The organism is Alkalicaulis satelles, from assembly GCF_008630495.1.
Classification (GTDB): Bacteria; Pseudomonadota; Alphaproteobacteria; order Caulobacterales; family Maricaulaceae; genus Oceanicaulis; species Oceanicaulis satelles.
Map to the genome: position 1 here is coordinate 456,224 of NZ_VWOJ01000002.1, position 16,544 is coordinate 472,767.

A 16,544-nucleotide genomic window follows, 5' to 3' on the forward strand; every position below is an offset into this window, starting at 1 on the left:
GGCGTCATCCTTCTTCAGCTTCTGTCCGCAATGATCATATCGGCAGCGCGCGTGGCGATCATCATGGTGGGGGCGTTGGTGTTGCCGCCGACCAGGCGCGGCATGACCGAGGCGTCCACCACGCGCAAGCCCTTGACGCCGCGCACCCGGCATTGCGGATCGGTGACGGCGAGCTCGCCGCTTCCCATCGCGCAGGTCGAGGTGGGATGGTAGAGCGTCTCGGCGTTGGCGCGCACATGGTCGAGCAGCTCGGCGCGCGAGCCATCGGTTTTCGCCGGCAGCTCCAGCTCCCTGAATTCGCCGTCAAAGGCGTCGCTCAGAAGGATGTCGCGGGCGATCTCCAGGCAATCGGTCATCACCTCCGCATCCTCCTCATGATCCATATAGTTGGGATCGATGAGCACCGGATCGGACGGGTCCGCGCTGGCCAGCCGCAAACTCCCGCGGCTTTGGGGATAGAGATGGCAGGCATGGACCATAATGCCATGGCCGGTCATGGTTTCGCGCCCATGAGGACTGCCACGAGCAGGGATGAAGACCAGCTGGATGTCGGGCAGATCGCGCGCCCGGCTCGATTTCACAAAGCCGCAGCCCTGCACCGGATTGACGGTGAACGGCCCCGTGCCGGTGAGCGCCCATTGCAGCACGTCGCGCGCGGTGGCAGGCAATTTTTGCAGCGAATAGCCGATGGAGGTGGGCTTGCGCGTTGAGGCGCGCGCCATGATGTCGAGATGGTCCTGCAGATTGGCGCCCACGCCGGGCAGGTCCGCCTCCACCGAAATGCCATGCTCGCGCAAATGATCGCCCGGCCCGATTCCGGACAGCATCAGCAGCTGGGGCGAGTTGATGGCGCCCCCTGACGCGATCACCTCGCGCGCGGCCTCGATGACGCGCACCTCGCCCTCAACCTCGATCTCCAGCCCCGTCGCGCGCCCCTCCTCGATCACGATGCGCCGGGCAAGCGCGCCGGTGATCACGGTGAGATTGGGGCGTTTGAGGGCCGGGCGCAGGAAGGCGTCCGCCGCCGAGCAACGCTTGCCGCCCTTCTGGGTCACCTGATAGGGGCCGAAGCCTTCCTGGCGTTCGCCGTTATGATCCGGGTTCTCCGGGATCTGGCGGGCCCGGCAGGCTTCGTAATAGCGCTCGGTCAGGGGGTTGAGGGGGGCGATGGTCTTGACGTTGAGCGGCCCGCCCTTGCCGTGCCAGGGCGCGCCGTGATTTTCGTTGTTTTCCACACGGGTGAAGGCCTCCAGCGCCGCCTCGCGGCCCCAGCCTTGGGCGCCATAAACCTGCTCCCACTCGTCATAATTCTCCCAGGCGCCGCGCATGTAATGCATGGCGTTGATGGAGGAGGAGCCGCCCAGCGTCTTGCCGCGCGGCCAGTAGAGCTTGCGGCCATGGAGGTGGCGCTGGGGCTCGGTCCAGTAATTCCAGTTGATGGCCTCGTCGGTGATGGCGAACTGCAACAGCATGGGCGTGCGGATCACCGCCTTCTTGTCGCTGCCGCCCGCCTCGATCAGGCAGACCGTGACCGACGGGTCTTCGGACAGGCGGTTGGCGAGCACGCAGCCCGCCGAGCCCGCCCCGGCGATGACATAGTCATAGACCGCGCTCACGGCTCGAGGCCCCCCTCGCCCTCATCGCCGCCATCGCCCGCCTCACCGGTCCCGGGCCCGCCATCATCGCCGCCCGCATCCAGCGGCGCCACATGTTCGGCGATGGCGCGGAAGACGGTCACGGCTTCAGGATAACGCACATCCCAGACCGGATCTCCGGCATTCTGGGCGATCACCACGCCGCGCCGCCGGTCGATCCAGATATACTGGCCGAACACGCCCGCAGCGTAGAACTCGCCGTCATAATTCTCGGGCACCCAGAAATGCAGGCCATAGCCCCGGCCCGGATAGGGCGTGGCGCCCGGCTCCTGGAAGGGCGCATTGGGCACGCCGGCCTGATTCACGAAGCCTTCGGGCAATCGCGCTTCACCGTTCCACACGCCATCTTGCAACAGGAACTGGCCGAAGCGGGCATAGTCCTCGCTGGTGGCCTGCAGGCAGCAATAGCCGATGGGAATGGCGCGGCCATCGGCGCGGTTCTGCAGCCAGCTCGCCGCCCCGGTCATGCCCAGCGCCGCCCACAGCTCACGCTCCACGATCTGCGCCAGCGGCGCGTCCCATGCGCCGCGCACCACCGCCGAGAGCACATGGGAGTTGGGGCTGACATAATGATTGTCCTCGCCCGGCGCCCGGTTGGAGCGGATCTCGCCCACCATGGCGTCCACATCGCGGCCCAGAATGAAGGCGTTGAAGAAGAGCGGGCGCACGTCGGAGGGACGTTCTGGCGAGTATTCCTCGTTGAAGTCCACCCCCGCTGACATCATCAGCAGATGGCGCAGGCTCACCGCGCCATAATCGGTCCCGGCAAATTGCGGCGCATAGCGCTCGGCCGGATCATCCAGGCTCTCGATCAGCCCCAGCTCCACCGCCCGGGCGATCAGCACCGCCACCACGCTCTTGGCCACCGACCACGAGGTGAAGCGCGTGTCCGGGCCGGCGCCGTGGCGGAAGTCCTGGGCCACCACCACGCCATCGCGCAGCACGGTGAGGCCGGTGACCCGGCCTTCCTCCAGATAGGCGTCCAGCGCCTTGTCCTCACCCAGCCACTCATAGGCGATTTCCAGCGGCGCGGGCGCGCGCTCCAGCGGCGACGGCGCCGGGGCTGCGATCGGGCTGGAGGGCAGGATCTCGTCCATGCGCTGGAAGGTTTCAGGATAGGCCGCCGGATCATCCAGCGCCCTCACGGAGGCCGGTGAAAACGGCGACCAGGGCCGGTAATACCAGCCGGCTGCAGCGACCGCGGCCGCCACTGCCAGCGCCACAACGCCGATCACAATACGCTTGAGCATGTATGTCCTCCCCATGCGCCCGCCTTGTCATGGCGAGTCGTCACTTGGGGGAGTGAACACCTTTCACGCCCGAAACGCCAGTCACTCTCTCGAGCGCTCAGGGCGCCGGGGTCAGCCGCAGCACCTGGCCGTCGGGCGCATCGGTGAGCAGCCAGAGCGCGCCGTCCGGCCCGCTCAGCACATGGCGCAGGCGTTGGCCGCGCTCTGTGAGCAGCCGGGTCTCGCGCGCCACGCGGCCCTGATCATCCAGCTCCAGCCGGTGCAGGGCTCTTCCGGCCAGCGCCGTCACATAGAGATCGCCCTCATGCAGGGCCAGGCCGGACGGGGCGATGGACGGCGTCCAGACATGGACCGGTTCGGGGAAGTCCGGCAGGGTCTCGAAGGGCGAGATGCGCGCGCCGGTGTAATCGATCCCCTGGCTGACGACGGGCCAGCCATAATTCACCCCCGGCTCGATCACGTTGAGCTCGTCGCCGCCGCGCGGGCCGTGCTCGTGGGACCACAAGACGCCGGTCTGCGGATCAAACGCCAGGCCCTGCACATTGCGGTGGCCATAGCTGTAGACATAAGCCGCAGCCCCGCCCCCGGCATGGAAGGGATTGTCCTCCGGCGCCGCACCGCCGTGCGTCAGGCGCACGATGGCGCCCAGATGATCATCGCGGTGCTGGGCGCGCTCGCGATAGGCGAAGCCGTCGCCCAGGGTCAGCACCAGCGATCCGTCGGGCAGGAAGACCATGCGCCCGCCATAATGATGCTCGGTGGCGCGGTCCGGGACGGCGCGGAAAACCGTCTCGCCGCCGCTGAAGCCCTGGCCGTCAAAGCGTCCGCGCCACAGGGCGGGGTGATTGGCCGAGGCCGTTCCGGCCGAGTAGCTGATATAGACCAGCCCGCTGGTTTCGAAATCAGGCGCCAGCACGATGTCCAGCAAGCCGCCCTGCCCGCCCGCGAACACATCGTCCGGCCCGCCGGTCACGGCGGCGTCCTGGAGATTGCCATCGCCGTCTATCAGGCGCACCGCGCCATTGCGCTCGGTCACCAGCATGGCGCCATCGGGCAGGAAGGCCAGACCCCAGGGATGGTTGAGGCCGGAAGCGATCACTGTCAGCTGATAGTTCGCCGGATCAATGTCCTGCGCCTGCCATGAGCGCGGCGGATCGCTGCATCCGGCTAACGCGACAAGGCTGGCGGCGGCGGCGAGACGGACCATCATCATGGCTCAGGCGCTCCTTGAAAGGCCCAGCGCCGCATGTTTCGGGATGCTGGCGCATTTACGTTCAGACCACATCTGGTCCATCATAGCCCGCACGGCGCGCCTGCACACCCGTGGGCGCGCGTTTTCAGCCGGGGATAACCGCCCATGGGCCTGATCCGCATTGCGCTCGCCTGGATCGCCGCCGCGGCTTTCATGGCCGTCGCCGGCACAATGGCCCAGAGCGCTTTCGTGCTGGCGGACCTGGCCGCGATCGGCGCGCCGCTGGGCGCTGGCGACATCACCGGTCATATCGCGCACGATCTGGCCGGGCTGGCGCCGCTTTACGGCGCGCTGATCGCCATCGCTTTCCTGATCGCGTTCCCGGCCGGCGTTCTGGCCGCGCGCCTGACGCGCCTGCCGCGCGCGCTGGTGCTGGGTGCGGCGGGGCTGACAGCGATGGCGGTGATGCTGGCGCTGATGGAGCCGGTCTTCTTCGGCGTGCAGCCCATCGCCGGCGCGCGCAGCCTCGCCGGGCAAGGCGTTCAGGCACTGCTGGGCCTGATTTCCGGGCTGATTTTCGCAGGCCTGACGCCAAGGCGCGAAAAATCTGCAATCTGATATGGATCGTTAACGGCCCATGTGGCCTTTACGCCACGCTGGCGCGGGGGCGAGCGGCCTGTCTGGCTGACATGACGATCAGCGCATGACAATGACGTAAAGCCTGCTTAGGATTTGGGATGTACGGGAGAACAGCCGGGTCAAGGCTGCCCCGGCGTCATCATTAAGGGGGAGGAAGCCCGACATGAAACGATTCACCAAAGCGGGCGTGCTGGGCGCGACCGCGCTGGCCGCTGGACTCGTCACCACCGCCGCCCAGGCGCAGGTCGACGTGATCACCGTTACCGCACAGAAACGCGAACAGACCCTGCAGGAAGTGCCGGTCGCCGTCGCCGTCGTCACCGGCGAGACGGTGGAAATGGCCCAGGTGCGCGATGCGCGCGACCTGCAATTCCTGGTGCCGTCGCTGGAGGTGGGACAGGCCGCCTCATCGACCAACCAGACCTTCTCGATCCGCTCGCTGGGCACCGACACCTTCAACCCGGGCCTCGAGGCCTCGGTGGGCGTGTTCGTGGACGGCGTGTTCATGGCGCGCCAGGGCGCGGCCATCAATGACTTCCTCTCTCTGGAGCGGATCGAGGTCCTGCGCGGACCGCAATCGACCCTGTTCGGCCGCAACACGCCCGCCGGCGTGATCAGCTTCATCTCCAAGGCGCCGGAGTTTGAATATGGCGGCCAGGCCGAGGTGACCCTTGCCAGCCATGAAGGCCGCATCCTGCGCGGCACCGTGACCGGCCCGCTGGTGGAAGACCGCCTGGCCTTCCGCCTGGACGCCAACCGCAATGTCCGCGGCGGCTTCGTGCGCAATGTCACGGACGGGCGCGAGCTCAATGACCGCGACCGCTGGAGCACGCGCGCCCAGCTGCTGTGGGAGGTCTCTGACAACACCCAGGTGCGCTTCATCGCCGACTATTCGGAGATTGACGAGCAGTGCTGCGCCGCGCCGTTCTTCTTCTACGCCCCGGCTTCGCTGGGCGCCATCCCGGCCCTGGGCGGCACGCTGCTCGATCCCAATCCGTGGAACTACCAGATCGCCATCGACAATCCGGTCTTCACCGAGAACCGCAATAGCGGCGTGTCGGCCCAGATCGACCATCAGTTCGACGGCTTCACCTTCACCTCCATCACCGCGTTCCGGAACTATTTCGAGAACCAGAATATCGACGCGGACTTCACCAATCTCGATCTGGCCGGCGACCGCCTGATCACCCAGCGCTACGACACCTTCACCCAGGAGGTCCGCCTGACCTCTGACGGCGGCGGCGATTTCGACTGGCTGCTGGGCGGTTTCTACTATGACAACACGCTGCGCCATAACAACCAGACGCCCTATGGCTCGCAGCTGCGCGCCTTCGCCGACGCCCTGACCGGCGGCGCCATCACCACGGTGGAAAGCCTGGTGGGCGCGCCTGCCGGCCTGTTCCTGGGCGAGGGCCAGGGCCTGCGTGAAGAAGACTATGTCTACAACACCAAGTCCTGGTCGGTGTTTGGTCAGGTGGACTGGCATGTCAATGACCGCCTGACCCTGACCGGGGGCTTGCGCTACACCCGCGAGACCAAGGACATCGTGGCCGATATCGACATCGTCGATCCCTGGTCTGCGGTGGATCTCATCGGGCTGGGCGAACAGGTGATCTTCGCCCAGGCGTTCCAGACCCAGACCGGCCTGGCGCCCACCCCGGCCAATATCGGCGCCTTCGCCGCCGGTTTCCCGGCTCAATTCCAGGCCCTTCAGGCCTTTGCCGCCGCCGGCTCCACCGATCCGGCCGTCAACCCGTTCCTGGCGCTGACGCCGCTGCAGTTCAACCCGCCTGCGCCGGGCTTCACCGCCGACCGCTCCGAGGACAATGTCTCGGGCAATCTGATCGCGTCCTATCAGCTGACGGACAACACCAATATCTACGCCAGCTATTCGCGCGGCTTCAAAGCGGGCGGCTTCAACGTCTCGGCCAACGCCGCCCTGACCGGCGTGTTCGAGTTCGAGCCGGAAATCTCCACCGCCATCGAATTGGGCGCCAAGGCGCTGATCTTCGACGGCACCACCCAGGTCAATATGGCGCTGTTCCGCCAGAACCTGGAGGACTTCCAGGCCAATATCTTCACCGGCTCGGGCTTTGGCCTGCAGAACGCCGGTGAAGTGCAGCTGACCGGCTTCGAGTTCGAGTTCTTCTCGCGTCCGTTCGAGCGGCTCCTGCTGTCGGGCGGCTTCACCTACATGTTCGAATCGAAGTTCAAATCCTTCGATTCCAACGCCTGCTATCCTGACCAGGCGGTGGTGGCGGGCATTTTCGCCTCGCCGGCCGACGTGCCCGCCGGCCAGTGCGGCCGTTCCATCAATGTGGTGACCGGCCTGCCGGTGACCACGCAGAACTCCACCGGCCAGGACCGCCAGACGCCGGACCTGACCGCCACGTTCAGCGCCATGTACACCCATCCCTTCGGCGACACGCTGGAAGGATTTGTGCGGGCGGACTATTCCTATGTGGGCGAACGCACCCTGGCGGGCAATTTCAATCCGCGCCGCGCGGTGGGCTCAACCGAGCTGGTCAACGCCTCTGTGGGCTTCGGCAACCGGGACGGCGACTGGCAGATGCAGCTCTGGGTGCGCAACCTGTTCGAGGAAGAGTACCAGCAAGGTAATTTCGAATCTGTGGGCCAGCCCGGCTCCATCAATGTCTATCCGGGCGACCCGCGCACGTATGGCGTAACCCTGCGCGCGCGCTTCTAGGCGCCGCTCACGGGCCTGACTATAACGCGGCGCCGGGATCATCCCGGCGCCGCTTTCTTTTTGTCCGCGCCCACGCGCGCCAGACGCCAGCCACGGAGACTGCCCATGCGCCCTGACGGCCGCCAGAGCGACGCCCTGCGTCCGGTCCGCTTCGAGATGGGCTTCAGCCCCTATGCCGAAGGCTCCTGCCTGGTGAAGCTGGGCGACACCCATGTGCTGTGCACCGCCAGCGTGGACGAGGCGACGCCGCCCTGGCTGCGCGGCCAGGGGCGCGGCTGGGTGACGGCCGAATACGCCATGCTGCCGCGCGCCACCCATCAGCGCACCCGCCGCGAGGTCACCTCCGGCAAGCCGTCCGGGCGCACCCAGGAAATCCAGCGCCTGATCGGGCGCTCCTTGCGCGCGTGCATCGATCTCAAGGCGCTGGGCGAGCGCCAGATCCTGATCGATTGCGACGTGTTGCAGGCCGATGGCGGCACGCGCACCGCGGCCATCACCGGCGCCTGGCTGGCGCTGAAATCGGCCTGCCTGTGGCTGAAAGAGGAGGGCGTGATCAAGACCGATCCCGTCCACGCCCAGCTGGCCGCCGTGTCGGCGGGCATTATTGGCGGCGAGGCGCGCCTGGATCTAGAATACGAGGAAGACCGGGTCGCCGAAACCGACGCCAATTTCGTGCTCACCGCCGGGGGCGGGGTGGTGGAGGTGCAGGCCACCGCCGAGGACAAGCCGATCAGCCAGGGCGAGTTCGACGCCCTGTTCGCCCTGGCCCGCCGGGGCGTGTCGGCCCTGTGCGACGCCCAGAGCGCGGCGCTAGCGGGCCGCTCATAGGCACGCTCATAGACGCGCCCTATCGCTGCGATCCTCATTATTCATGGGGTCAATCGGCTTTAGCGCTTGCCGGATGCGTAATTGCAAGTCAGTCTCATCTTCGGCCCTTTCGCCGGAGACCCGTCATGACCGCCCTGGCCCGCATCCTGTTCCACCCGCCCGCCCGCCTGGCGCCGCCGCGCGCGGTGCTGAAAACGCTGACCTATGGCCTGACCCATATGGTGGTGGCCATGGCGGTGGTGTTCGCGCTTACCGGCGACTGGCGCGCGGCGCTGGCGGTGGGGCTGATCGAGCCGGCAGCGCAGACCCTCGCCTATGTGCTGCACGAGCGCGCCTGGGCGCGGGCGGAGCGTCAGCGCGCCGCCTCGCCCGCTTCGCCCTCGCACCAGGGCCCGGTCTGACGGAAGGGCACGGCCAGGCCGGCCGCCATCAGATCCTCTGACAGGTCCGCGCCATCGGCCTCGCGCACAATGCGCGCCACCACCCGGCCCCAGAAACTGTCCGGCCCGATCTCGGTCAGCATGACCGGGGCGAAGCCCTCGCCATCGGGCGCGCTCAGCCAGTCGCGGGTGAAGCCGGTGGCCTCATGGCCCTTCACGCGCTCGGCCTCGCACGCCACCCGCCGGATCTCGGGCGCATCCACGCCGCGCAGGCGCACGCGGATCTCCACATACTGGCCCGGCCAGGTATGGGCGCGCACCCCCACCGTATCCCCGTCCACAATATGAAGCACCTCTGCCGGAACGGGTCCGGGCAGGGCTTGCGCGACGGCAGGTTGCGCAGTCATTACAAAACACGCGACTAGGGCGAAGAGCGCTCTCATGCCCCCAGAATAGGAAAATTATCTTCGGCAGGAAAGCACTATTCCTAGCCGCGCCGCCGTCCGGGCTTGCCCGGCTTGTCTGGCGCCGGGGCGAAGGGGCGCACGCGCAGCTTGGTCTTGTGATCGGCCGGACCCTTGGTTCCATCGGGCTTCAGCCCGCGGAAATAGCCCTTTTGCCATTTCTCCTCGGCCGCCTGGGGATCGTGGGTTTTCAGCCGCTTCATGAAGTCCGACCGGCTCTCGCGCCAGATATCGAGCTGCCCGGCGGTTTTCGGGTCGGCGTGAATGGAGCGCAGTTCGGGCTGGATGCGCTCGAACAGATCGCGGCGCACCGGGAACAGATGGGCGATGGCCTCGCCGGCCTCGAAGCGCACTTCGCCCGGCCGGGTGAAGCGCCAGTTCATGGTGAAGGTATAGGGGCTCCAGTCGGTCTCGATCACGCCGGTGAGCGGCGCGATGCCGTCCTTGGGCTGGTTGACCGGACCCTGCACCCAGATATTCCAGCCTGGCGGGGTGCGCAAAAGGAAGCCCATCTCGAAGGTGAGAACGCCGGAGCCGAAATTGGCCATGGCCGAGCCCGGCCGGCCCATGGAGAGCGGCTGGTCAAGCTCCACCTCCACATCGTCCATGGCGACCCCGCCATTCCAGCGCGCGGTCAGGCCATGGGGGGCGAAGACCTCCCAGCCATGCTGGTTGGCCACCACCAGGGGCAGGCAGCGATAGGCGAAGGATTCAGGCGTGTCATCCATCCACTGGCGCTTCTGGGAGGCGGGGCGGATGGGCGGGTCCTCGCCCGAGAGGGTATGGCAGATGAGTTTCATGGGCCGCACTTGACGCGAACCGGCCCCGGCTTTCAAGGGCGCGTCGCGCACCCTCGCAATTTGGTCCTGATTGGCGTATATCGCGCGGCCATGAGCACCGCGCTGAACCTTGATTTCGCCAACCGTCCCGCGCCCGGCCCGCAAAGCCTGGCCGGCCTCACGCGCGCGCAATTGCGCGATTGTCTAGTCGCCCATGGCCTGACCGACGCGAAGAAGGCGAAAATGCGCGCCGATCAGCTATGGCGCTGGATCTATCATTACGGCGTCACTGACTTTGACGCGATGACCAATGTCTCCAAGGATTTGCGCAGCGCGCTCAAGGAGCGCTTCACGCTGGCGCGCCCGGAGATCGTGGAGCGCCTGGTCAGCGTGGACGGCACGCGCAAATACCTGATCCGGTTCGCCCCGGGCGTGGAAGCCGAGACGGTGTTCATCCCCGATGTGGGCAAGTCCGGGGCGCTGTGCGTGTCCAGCCAGGTGGGCTGCACCCTCAACTGCACCTTCTGCCATACCGGCACCCAGAAGCTGGTGCGCAATCTCACCGCCGCCGAGATCGCCGCCCAGGTGATGATCGCGCGCGACGATCTGGGCGAATGGCCGACCTCCAACGAGGACCGCAAGATCACCAATATCGTGTTCATGGGCATGGGCGAGCCGCTTTATAATCTCGACGCGGTCAGCGACGCCATCGACGTGATCTCGGACGGGGACGGCATGGCCATCGGCCGGCGGCGCACCACCGTGTCCACCTCCGGCGTGGTCCCCAAGATCGTCGAGCTGGGCGAGCGCACCCGCGCCATGCTGGCCATCAGCCTGCACGCCACCAACGATGATCTGCGCAACGAGCTGGTGCCGCTCAATAAAAAATACCCCATCGCCGAGCTGATGGACGCCATCCGCGCCTATCCCGACCTGTCCAATGCGCGCCGGGTGACGTTCGAATACGTGATGCTCAAGGGCGTCAATGACTCACCGGCCGAGGCCAGGGCCCTGGTGCGCCTGCTGCAGGGCGTGCCGTCCAAGATCAATCTGATCCCGTTCAATCCCTGGCCGGACAGCCCGTATGAGTGCTCGGACTGGGAGACCATCGAGCGCTTCGCCGACATCGTGAACCGCGCCGGCTACGCCAGCCCGATCCGCACCCCGCGCGGCCGGGACATTTTCGCCGCCTGTGGTCAGCTCAAAAGCGAAAGCGTCAAGATGCGCGCCAGCGAGCGGGTGCGGCTGGAGCGGGAGGGCGCAACCGGCGCCGGCGCGGAATGATCATGGCGTCTTCCGGCCTGATCCGGCACAAAAACGCGCATTCCCTCCACGCCAAATCGCGCTAGCTTGGCGCCCATGAACGCTGCCCCTGTCTCTGTCGATCTGGTGACCGATCCGGTGTGTCCGTGGTGCTGGCTGGGCCTGCGCTACTGGCGCCAGGCCCGGGCGCTGGCCCCGGAGATCGAAACCGAAACCATTCTGCGCCCCTTCCAGCTGGACGCCGCCGTGCCGCGCGGCGGACTGCCCTATCGCGACTATATGGCCCGCAAGGTGGCCAGCGCCGGCGCCGCCGAGCGCTTCAGCGCCATGCGCGCCCATCTCGAACAGGCCGGGCCGCAAGCCGGCATCGTGTTCAATTTCGACTCCATCGAGACCCGTCCCAACACGCTGGACGCCCACCGCCTGGTGCGCTGGGCGCAAGGTCAGGGGCTGGGCGAGGCCGCGCTTGACCTGATCCACAAGGCGTTTTTCGAGGACCGGCGCGATATCGGCGATGCGGACGTTCTCGTTGAAATCGCCGGCGAGGCCGGGCTGGACGCCGACACCGTGCGCGATCTACTGGCCACGGACCGCGACAGCGCCGAGGTGCAGCGCGAGGAGCAGTTCTACCGCTCGCTGGGCGTTCAGGGCGTGCCCTGCTTCATCTTCAACGGCCGCTTTGCGGTGTCGGGCGCCGAAGCGCCGGATGTTCTGGCTGACGCCATCCGCAAGGCGGCCAAAACCCCGGCGGCCGGGGAAGACTGACAGTTTTTGGGGAGAGAGCGATGACGGACATGACGGCGATGACGGCGGCGGGGCTCTATGTGGGGCTCAATATCCTCATTCTTCTGGTGCTGGGCGTTCTGGTCATGGTCCAGCGCAACAAGTCCGGGGTGGGCATAGGCCATGGCGGCAATGAAACGCTGAGCCGCGCCAGCCGCGCTCACGCCAATGGCGCGGAATGGACCCCGGCGGCCCTGGTCGGCCTGGTGGCCGCCGCCGCGCTGGGCGCGCCAGTCATCGCCATCCATGTGCTGGGCGTGATGCTCACGGCAGGGCGCATCCTCCACGGCTGGGGCCTGTCGCAGAATGCAGGCCGCAGCGTGGGCCGGATTCTGGGCACGCTCCTGACCCTGATCGTCTATCTCCTGCTGGGCGCAGGGCTCGCCATCCACGCCCTGATCTGATGGCCCCGCATTGCTCCGCGCGGCGGCGCGGGCTATGTGCCAAGCCATGACCGACACCTCATCTCCCGCCCGTGACGGCGCGCCGGATCCGGCGGCGCTCCTGGATATCGCCCGCAGCTTGCGCGACGCCGCCCTGAAGGCGGGCGCGGACGCCGCCGAGGCCGCCGTGACTGAATCACGCGCGCTGGAGGCCGGCGTGCGTGAAGGCGCGCTGGAGGCGCTGGAGCGCTCCGAAAGCCGGGATGCGGGTCTGCGCGTCTTTATCGGCAAGCGCCAGGCCGGGGTCAGCTTCTCCGATCTCTCTTCCGCCGGGCAAAAGCTGGCGGTGGAGCGCGCCATCGCCATGGCCCGCATCGCGCCTGAAGACCCCTATTGCGGACTGGTGGAGCCTGAGGCGCTGGCCCGCACCCTGCCCGAGATCGCGCTTTATGAGCCCGCCGCCATGGACGAGGCGGGGCTGGAAGCCGCCGCCCTGACGCTGGAAGAGGCCGCGCGCGCCGTCAAAGGCGTGGCCATGGTCAGCTCGGCGGGCGCCAGCCTGGGCGCCGGCGCGGTGGCGGTGGCCGCCTCCAACGGATTTGAAAGCGCCCGGCGCAGCTCGCGCTATGGCCTGGGCGTGGCGGCGGTGGCCAAGAACGGCGAGGCCATGGAGCGCGATTACGACACCCACAGCGCCCGCCGCTTCAGTGATCTCAAGGATCCCGCAGGCCTCGGCCGCACAGCCGGCGAGCGCGCCGTGGCGCGCCTGGGCGCAGGCAAGCTGGCCTCGGGCAAGCGATCTGTCGTGTTCGAGCGCCGTCTGGCGGGCGTGTTCGTGTCCTCCCTGCTGGGCGCGATTTCCGGCCCGTCGATCGCGCGCGGCACGTCCTTCCTGCGCGGCAAGCTGGGCGAGCGGGTGTTCGCCGAAGGCATCGACATTATCGAGGACCCGCTCAAGGACTGGAGCTTTGGCGCGCGCGCCGCAGACGGAGAAGGCGTCGCCTGCCGTCCGCGCGCCCTTGTGGAGGACGGCGTCCTGACCACCTGGCTGCTCAACGCCGCCAGCGCGCGCCAGCTGGGCCTGCCGCTCACCGGCCACGCCCGGCGCAGCCTGGGCGGACCGCCGGGCGCGGGCGCGTCCCATGTGAATCTGGCGCCGGGCGAGGCGAGCCTGGACGATCTCATCGCCGAAGCCGGCGAAGGCCTGCTGGTCACCGACATGTTCGGACCCTCGCTCAACGCCAACACCGGCGACTGGTCGGTGGGCGTGGCCGGCTTCGCCATCGAGGCCGGCCAGCGCGCCGGGCCGGTCAGCGAGATCACGGTGGCGGGCAATCTCATGGATATTTTCGCCCGCCTCATTCCGGGGGCCGATATCGAGTATGACGGCGCGCTCAATTCGCCCAGCGTGCTGGTGGAAGGCTTGTCGATTGGCGGGCGCTGAAGACGACCGGGCGCTGATCGCGCGCGCGGCCCGCGATGCGGGCCAGCTGGCGCTGGCGTTCCGGGCGCGCGGGCTGAAAGCCTGGGACAAGGCGGCGGGCGATCCGGTCAGCGAGGCCGATATCGCCGCCGACACGCTGCTCAAGGACCGCCTGATCCCCGCCCGGCCCGGTTATGGCTGGCTGTCGGAGGAAACCGCCGATGACCGCTCACGCCTGAGCGCGGCGCGCAGCTTCGTGGTGGATCCCATCGACGGCACCCGCGCCTTCCTGAAAGGCCGGCCCGAATTCGTCGTCTCGGTCGCCGTGATCGAGAATGGCGCGCCGGTGGCCGCCGCCGTCTACGACCCCTCCACCGAACGCCTGTGGGATGCGGCTCTGGGCGCCGGGGCGCGGCTCAACGGCCAGCCGGTGCGCATGAGCGGCCATGGCGTTATCGCCGGCGCGCGCCTGCTGGGCGATCCGGGCCGGCTGACGGCGCTGCGCGATATGGGCGCGACGGCCTCCACGGTGAATTCCGCCGCCCTGCGCTTGGCGCTGGCCGCTTCGGGCCTGTTTGACGGGGTGGTGGCGGTGCGTCCGAAATGGGACTGGGATCTGGCCGCCGGCCATTTGCTGGTCACCGAGGCCGGCGGGCGCATTACTGACCGCGCCGGCGATGTGCTGCGCTATGACCGTGATCTGCCGCGCCAGCCGGCGCCGCTGGCCGCTGGCCCGGCGCTTCACGCCTTGCTATTAGAGCGGCTCGCACAGGAAGAAGAGCCATGAGCCAGACCCATTCTCCGCAATTGCTGCACCTTGTCATCGGCGGCGAGCTGAAAGATATCGGCCCGGACGCCCATGAGTTCAAAGATCTCTCGCAAGTCGAGTTCGTCGGCGCCTATCCCAGCTATGAGGCGGCCCGCGACGCCTGGCGGGCGGCGGCCCAGAGCACGGTGGACAATGCGCATATGCGCTATTTCGTGATCCACGCCCACAAGCTGCTCGACCCGGCCCGGAGCGGCGGGTCCTGACGCAGCCGGACGCCTCCGCGCCCCCCGGGCGCCCGGCCTCCCGCGCCCTGGCCATCAGGCTGTGGCGCGAGTGGATGCCGGGGCGCTACGCCCTGTTCGGCTGGGGCGTGATCCTGTCCCTGATCACGGCAGGGGCCGGTTCGTCCTATGCCGGGGCGGTGCATCTTATCAGCCAGATGATCGAGGCGGCCGACCCGCGCGTGTTGTGGGCCGCGCCTGCCCTGATTGGCGCGCTCGGCCTCATCCGCGCCGCCTCGCTCTACGGCCAGACGCTGGCCACCAACCGGCTTGCCCTGTCCATCATGCGCGACCTGCAATCGGCCATGTACGCCAGGCTGGCCGCCGCCGACTTCGCGCGTCTGCAGGCCGAGGCCACCGGCTCGCTGATCTCGCGCTTCACCAATGACATCACCATGCTGCGCGAGAGCCTGGTGCGCACCGCCAACAATCTCACCCGCGACCTGTTCATGGTGATCCTGGGGATCGCCTGGATGGTGTGGATCGACTGGCTGCTGGCGCTCTACGTGCTGGTGGTGCTGCCGCTTGTGGGCCAGCCCGTGCTGAAGATCGGCAAGGCCATCCGCAAGCGCGCCGATGCGGTCCAGACGCAAGCGGGCGATGTGACCAGCTTTCTCGATGAAAGCCTGGCGGGCGCGCGGGTGGTCAAGAGCTTCACGCTTGAAAACTACGTCAACGCCCGCGCCCGGGCGCGCTTCGCCGAACGCTTCCGCTTGCTCATGTCCATGACCCGCCAGCGCGCGCGCATCGAGCCGCTGATGGAGGTGGCCGGCATGATCGCCCTGGCGGGCGTGTTCGTGATCCTGGGCTGGCGCGCCGTGCAGGGCGAGGCCGGGATCAGCAATCTTCTGGGCATTGTCGCGGCGATCTTGGTGGTCAGCCCGGCGGCGCGCGCCCTGGCCTCGCTGGCCGGGGCGGTGCAGGAGGGCTTCGCCGTCCTCGACCGCGTCTTCGCCCTGATCGACGAGACTGATCAGGTGACCGAGGCGCCCGGCGCGCGCCATCTGACACTCTCGGGCGGCGCCATCCGGTTTGAGGCTGTGCGCTTTGGCTATGACGGCGCGCGCCCGGCGCTGGACGGCGTGACGCTGGAGGCGCGCGCCGGCGAGACGGTGGCTCTGGTCGGTCCGTCCGGATCGGGCAAGACCACGCTTTTGAACCTCGCCGCCCGGCTCTATGACCCCGATGAAGGCCGGGTGCTGATCGACGGCCAGGACATCCGTACAGCCTCACTGCCCAGCGTGCGCGGGGCGGCGGCGCTGGTCAGCCAGGATATCACCCTGTTTGATGATTCGGTCGCCGCCAATATCGCGCTGGGCCGGCTGGACGCAGACCGCGAAGCGGTGATCGAGGCCGCCAGGGCCGCCGACGCCCATGATTTCATCATGGCTCTGCCCGGCGGCTATGACGCGCCCGTGGGGCCCAAGGGCAGCCAGCTGTCAGGCGGCCAGCGCCAGCGCATCGCCATCGCCCGGGCCATATTGAAAGACGCGCCGATCCTCTTGCTGGACGAAGCCACCTCCGCCCTGGACGCCGAGGCCGAGTCGCGCGTGCAGGCCGCTCTGGAACGCCTGGCCGAAGGGCGCACCACGCTGGTCATCGCCCACCGCCTGTCCACCGTGCGCAAGGCCGACCGCATCTATGTGCTGGATCAGGGCCGCATCGCCGAGCAGGGCGATCACGCCAGCCTCAGCGCCGCCGGCGGCCTCTACGCCCGCCTCAGCGCTTTGCAGCTGCGCGAGGAATAA

General features: G+C 67.9%; 16 protein-coding genes. 11 read left to right on the forward strand and 5 right to left on the reverse strand.

Annotation, left to right across the window (positions count from 1 at the left end; genetic code table 11):
- Positions 1-14: 14 nt before the first annotated feature.
- From F1654_RS07825 to F1654_RS07835, 3 genes are all read right to left on the reverse strand, one after another.
- Positions 15-1,616 carry a GMC family oxidoreductase gene (locus tag F1654_RS07825; protein ID WP_150022968.1) on the reverse strand — a complete coding sequence of 534 codons (1,602 nt, stop codon included), beginning with the start codon at positions 1,614-1,616 and terminating at the stop codon, positions 15-17.
- The gene (locus tag F1654_RS07830) at positions 1,613-2,905 is read right to left on the reverse strand and encodes a serine hydrolase domain-containing protein (RefSeq protein WP_150022969.1); all 1,293 of its coding nucleotides are present in this window, start codon (positions 2,903-2,905) and stop codon (positions 1,613-1,615) included. Before F1654_RS07830 ends, F1654_RS07825 begins: the two co-directional genes overlap by 4 nt.
- A 97-nt stretch (positions 2,906-3,002) precedes the next feature.
- Positions 3,003-4,118: a PQQ-dependent sugar dehydrogenase gene (locus F1654_RS07835; protein WP_150022970.1), complete on the reverse strand. Its 1,116-nt coding sequence runs from the start codon at positions 4,116-4,118 to the stop codon at positions 3,003-3,005.
- 144 nt (positions 4,119-4,262) lie between these two features.
- Here F1654_RS07835 and F1654_RS07840 point away from each other — a divergent pair, with 144 nt between their 5' ends.
- From F1654_RS07840 to F1654_RS07855, 4 genes are all read left to right on the forward strand, one after another.
- Positions 4,263-4,715 (forward strand): hypothetical protein, encoded by a 453-nt coding sequence (locus tag F1654_RS07840; protein ID WP_150022971.1) that lies wholly within the window; start codon positions 4,263-4,265, stop codon positions 4,713-4,715.
- 184 nt (positions 4,716-4,899) lie between these two features.
- A complete protein-coding gene (locus F1654_RS07845; RefSeq protein WP_150022972.1) occupies positions 4,900-7,443 on the forward strand; it encodes a TonB-dependent receptor in 2,544 nt (847 codons plus the stop codon).
- Between the two features lie 105 nt (positions 7,444-7,548).
- A complete protein-coding gene (rph, locus tag F1654_RS07850; protein ID WP_150022973.1) occupies positions 7,549-8,271 on the forward strand; it encodes a ribonuclease PH in 723 nt (240 codons plus the stop codon).
- Positions 8,272-8,396: 125 nt separating this feature from the next.
- On the forward strand, positions 8,397-8,672 hold the full coding sequence (locus F1654_RS07855) for a DUF2061 domain-containing protein (protein WP_150022974.1): 276 nt from the start codon (positions 8,397-8,399) through the stop codon (positions 8,670-8,672).
- Here F1654_RS07855 and F1654_RS07860 read toward each other — a convergent pair.
- Positions 8,624-9,058: a thermonuclease family protein gene (locus F1654_RS07860; protein ID WP_150022975.1), complete on the reverse strand. Its 435-nt coding sequence runs from the start codon at positions 9,056-9,058 to the stop codon at positions 8,624-8,626. The two genes, F1654_RS07855 and F1654_RS07860, sit on opposite strands and share 49 nt — an antisense overlap.
- 80 nt (positions 9,059-9,138) lie before the next feature.
- Positions 9,139-9,915 carry a DUF6065 family protein gene (locus tag F1654_RS07865; protein WP_150022976.1) on the reverse strand — a complete coding sequence of 259 codons (777 nt, stop codon included), beginning with the start codon at positions 9,913-9,915 and terminating at the stop codon, positions 9,139-9,141.
- A gap of 90 nt (positions 9,916-10,005) precedes the next feature.
- Here F1654_RS07865 and rlmN point away from each other — a divergent pair, with 90 nt between their 5' ends.
- The 7 genes from rlmN (at position 10,006) to F1654_RS07900 (ending at position 16,544) form a co-directional block, all read left to right on the forward strand.
- The gene (rlmN, locus tag F1654_RS07870) at positions 10,006-11,178 is read left to right on the forward strand and encodes a 23S rRNA (adenine(2503)-C(2))-methyltransferase RlmN (RefSeq protein WP_150022977.1); all 1,173 of its coding nucleotides are present in this window, start codon (positions 10,006-10,008) and stop codon (positions 11,176-11,178) included.
- 75 nt (positions 11,179-11,253) lie between these two features.
- On the forward strand, positions 11,254-11,922 hold the full coding sequence (locus F1654_RS07875) for a DsbA family oxidoreductase (protein ID WP_150022978.1): 669 nt from the start codon (positions 11,254-11,256) through the stop codon (positions 11,920-11,922).
- 20 nt (positions 11,923-11,942) lie between these two features.
- On the forward strand, positions 11,943-12,344 hold the full coding sequence (locus F1654_RS07880; RefSeq protein WP_150022979.1) for an MAPEG family protein: 402 nt from the start codon (positions 11,943-11,945) through the stop codon (positions 12,342-12,344).
- Between the two features lie 46 nt (positions 12,345-12,390).
- Positions 12,391-13,767, forward strand: coding sequence for a TldD/PmbA family protein (locus F1654_RS07885; RefSeq protein WP_150022980.1), 1,377 nt, complete (start codon positions 12,391-12,393; stop codon positions 13,765-13,767).
- Complete coding sequence (locus tag F1654_RS07890; RefSeq protein WP_233205188.1) at positions 13,754-14,533, forward strand: 3'(2'),5'-bisphosphate nucleotidase CysQ; 780 nt, start codon at positions 13,754-13,756, stop codon at positions 14,531-14,533. The genes F1654_RS07885 and F1654_RS07890 overlap by 14 nt, the downstream gene beginning before the upstream one ends.
- Entirely contained in the window at positions 14,530-14,778 is a 249-nt protein-coding gene (locus F1654_RS07895; protein ID WP_150022982.1) for a DUF4170 domain-containing protein, read from the forward strand. The genes F1654_RS07890 and F1654_RS07895 overlap by 4 nt, the downstream gene beginning before the upstream one ends.
- A 74-nt stretch (positions 14,779-14,852) precedes the next feature.
- Entirely contained in the window at positions 14,853-16,544 is a 1,692-nt protein-coding gene (locus tag F1654_RS07900) for an ABC transporter ATP-binding protein (RefSeq protein ID WP_150022983.1), read from the forward strand.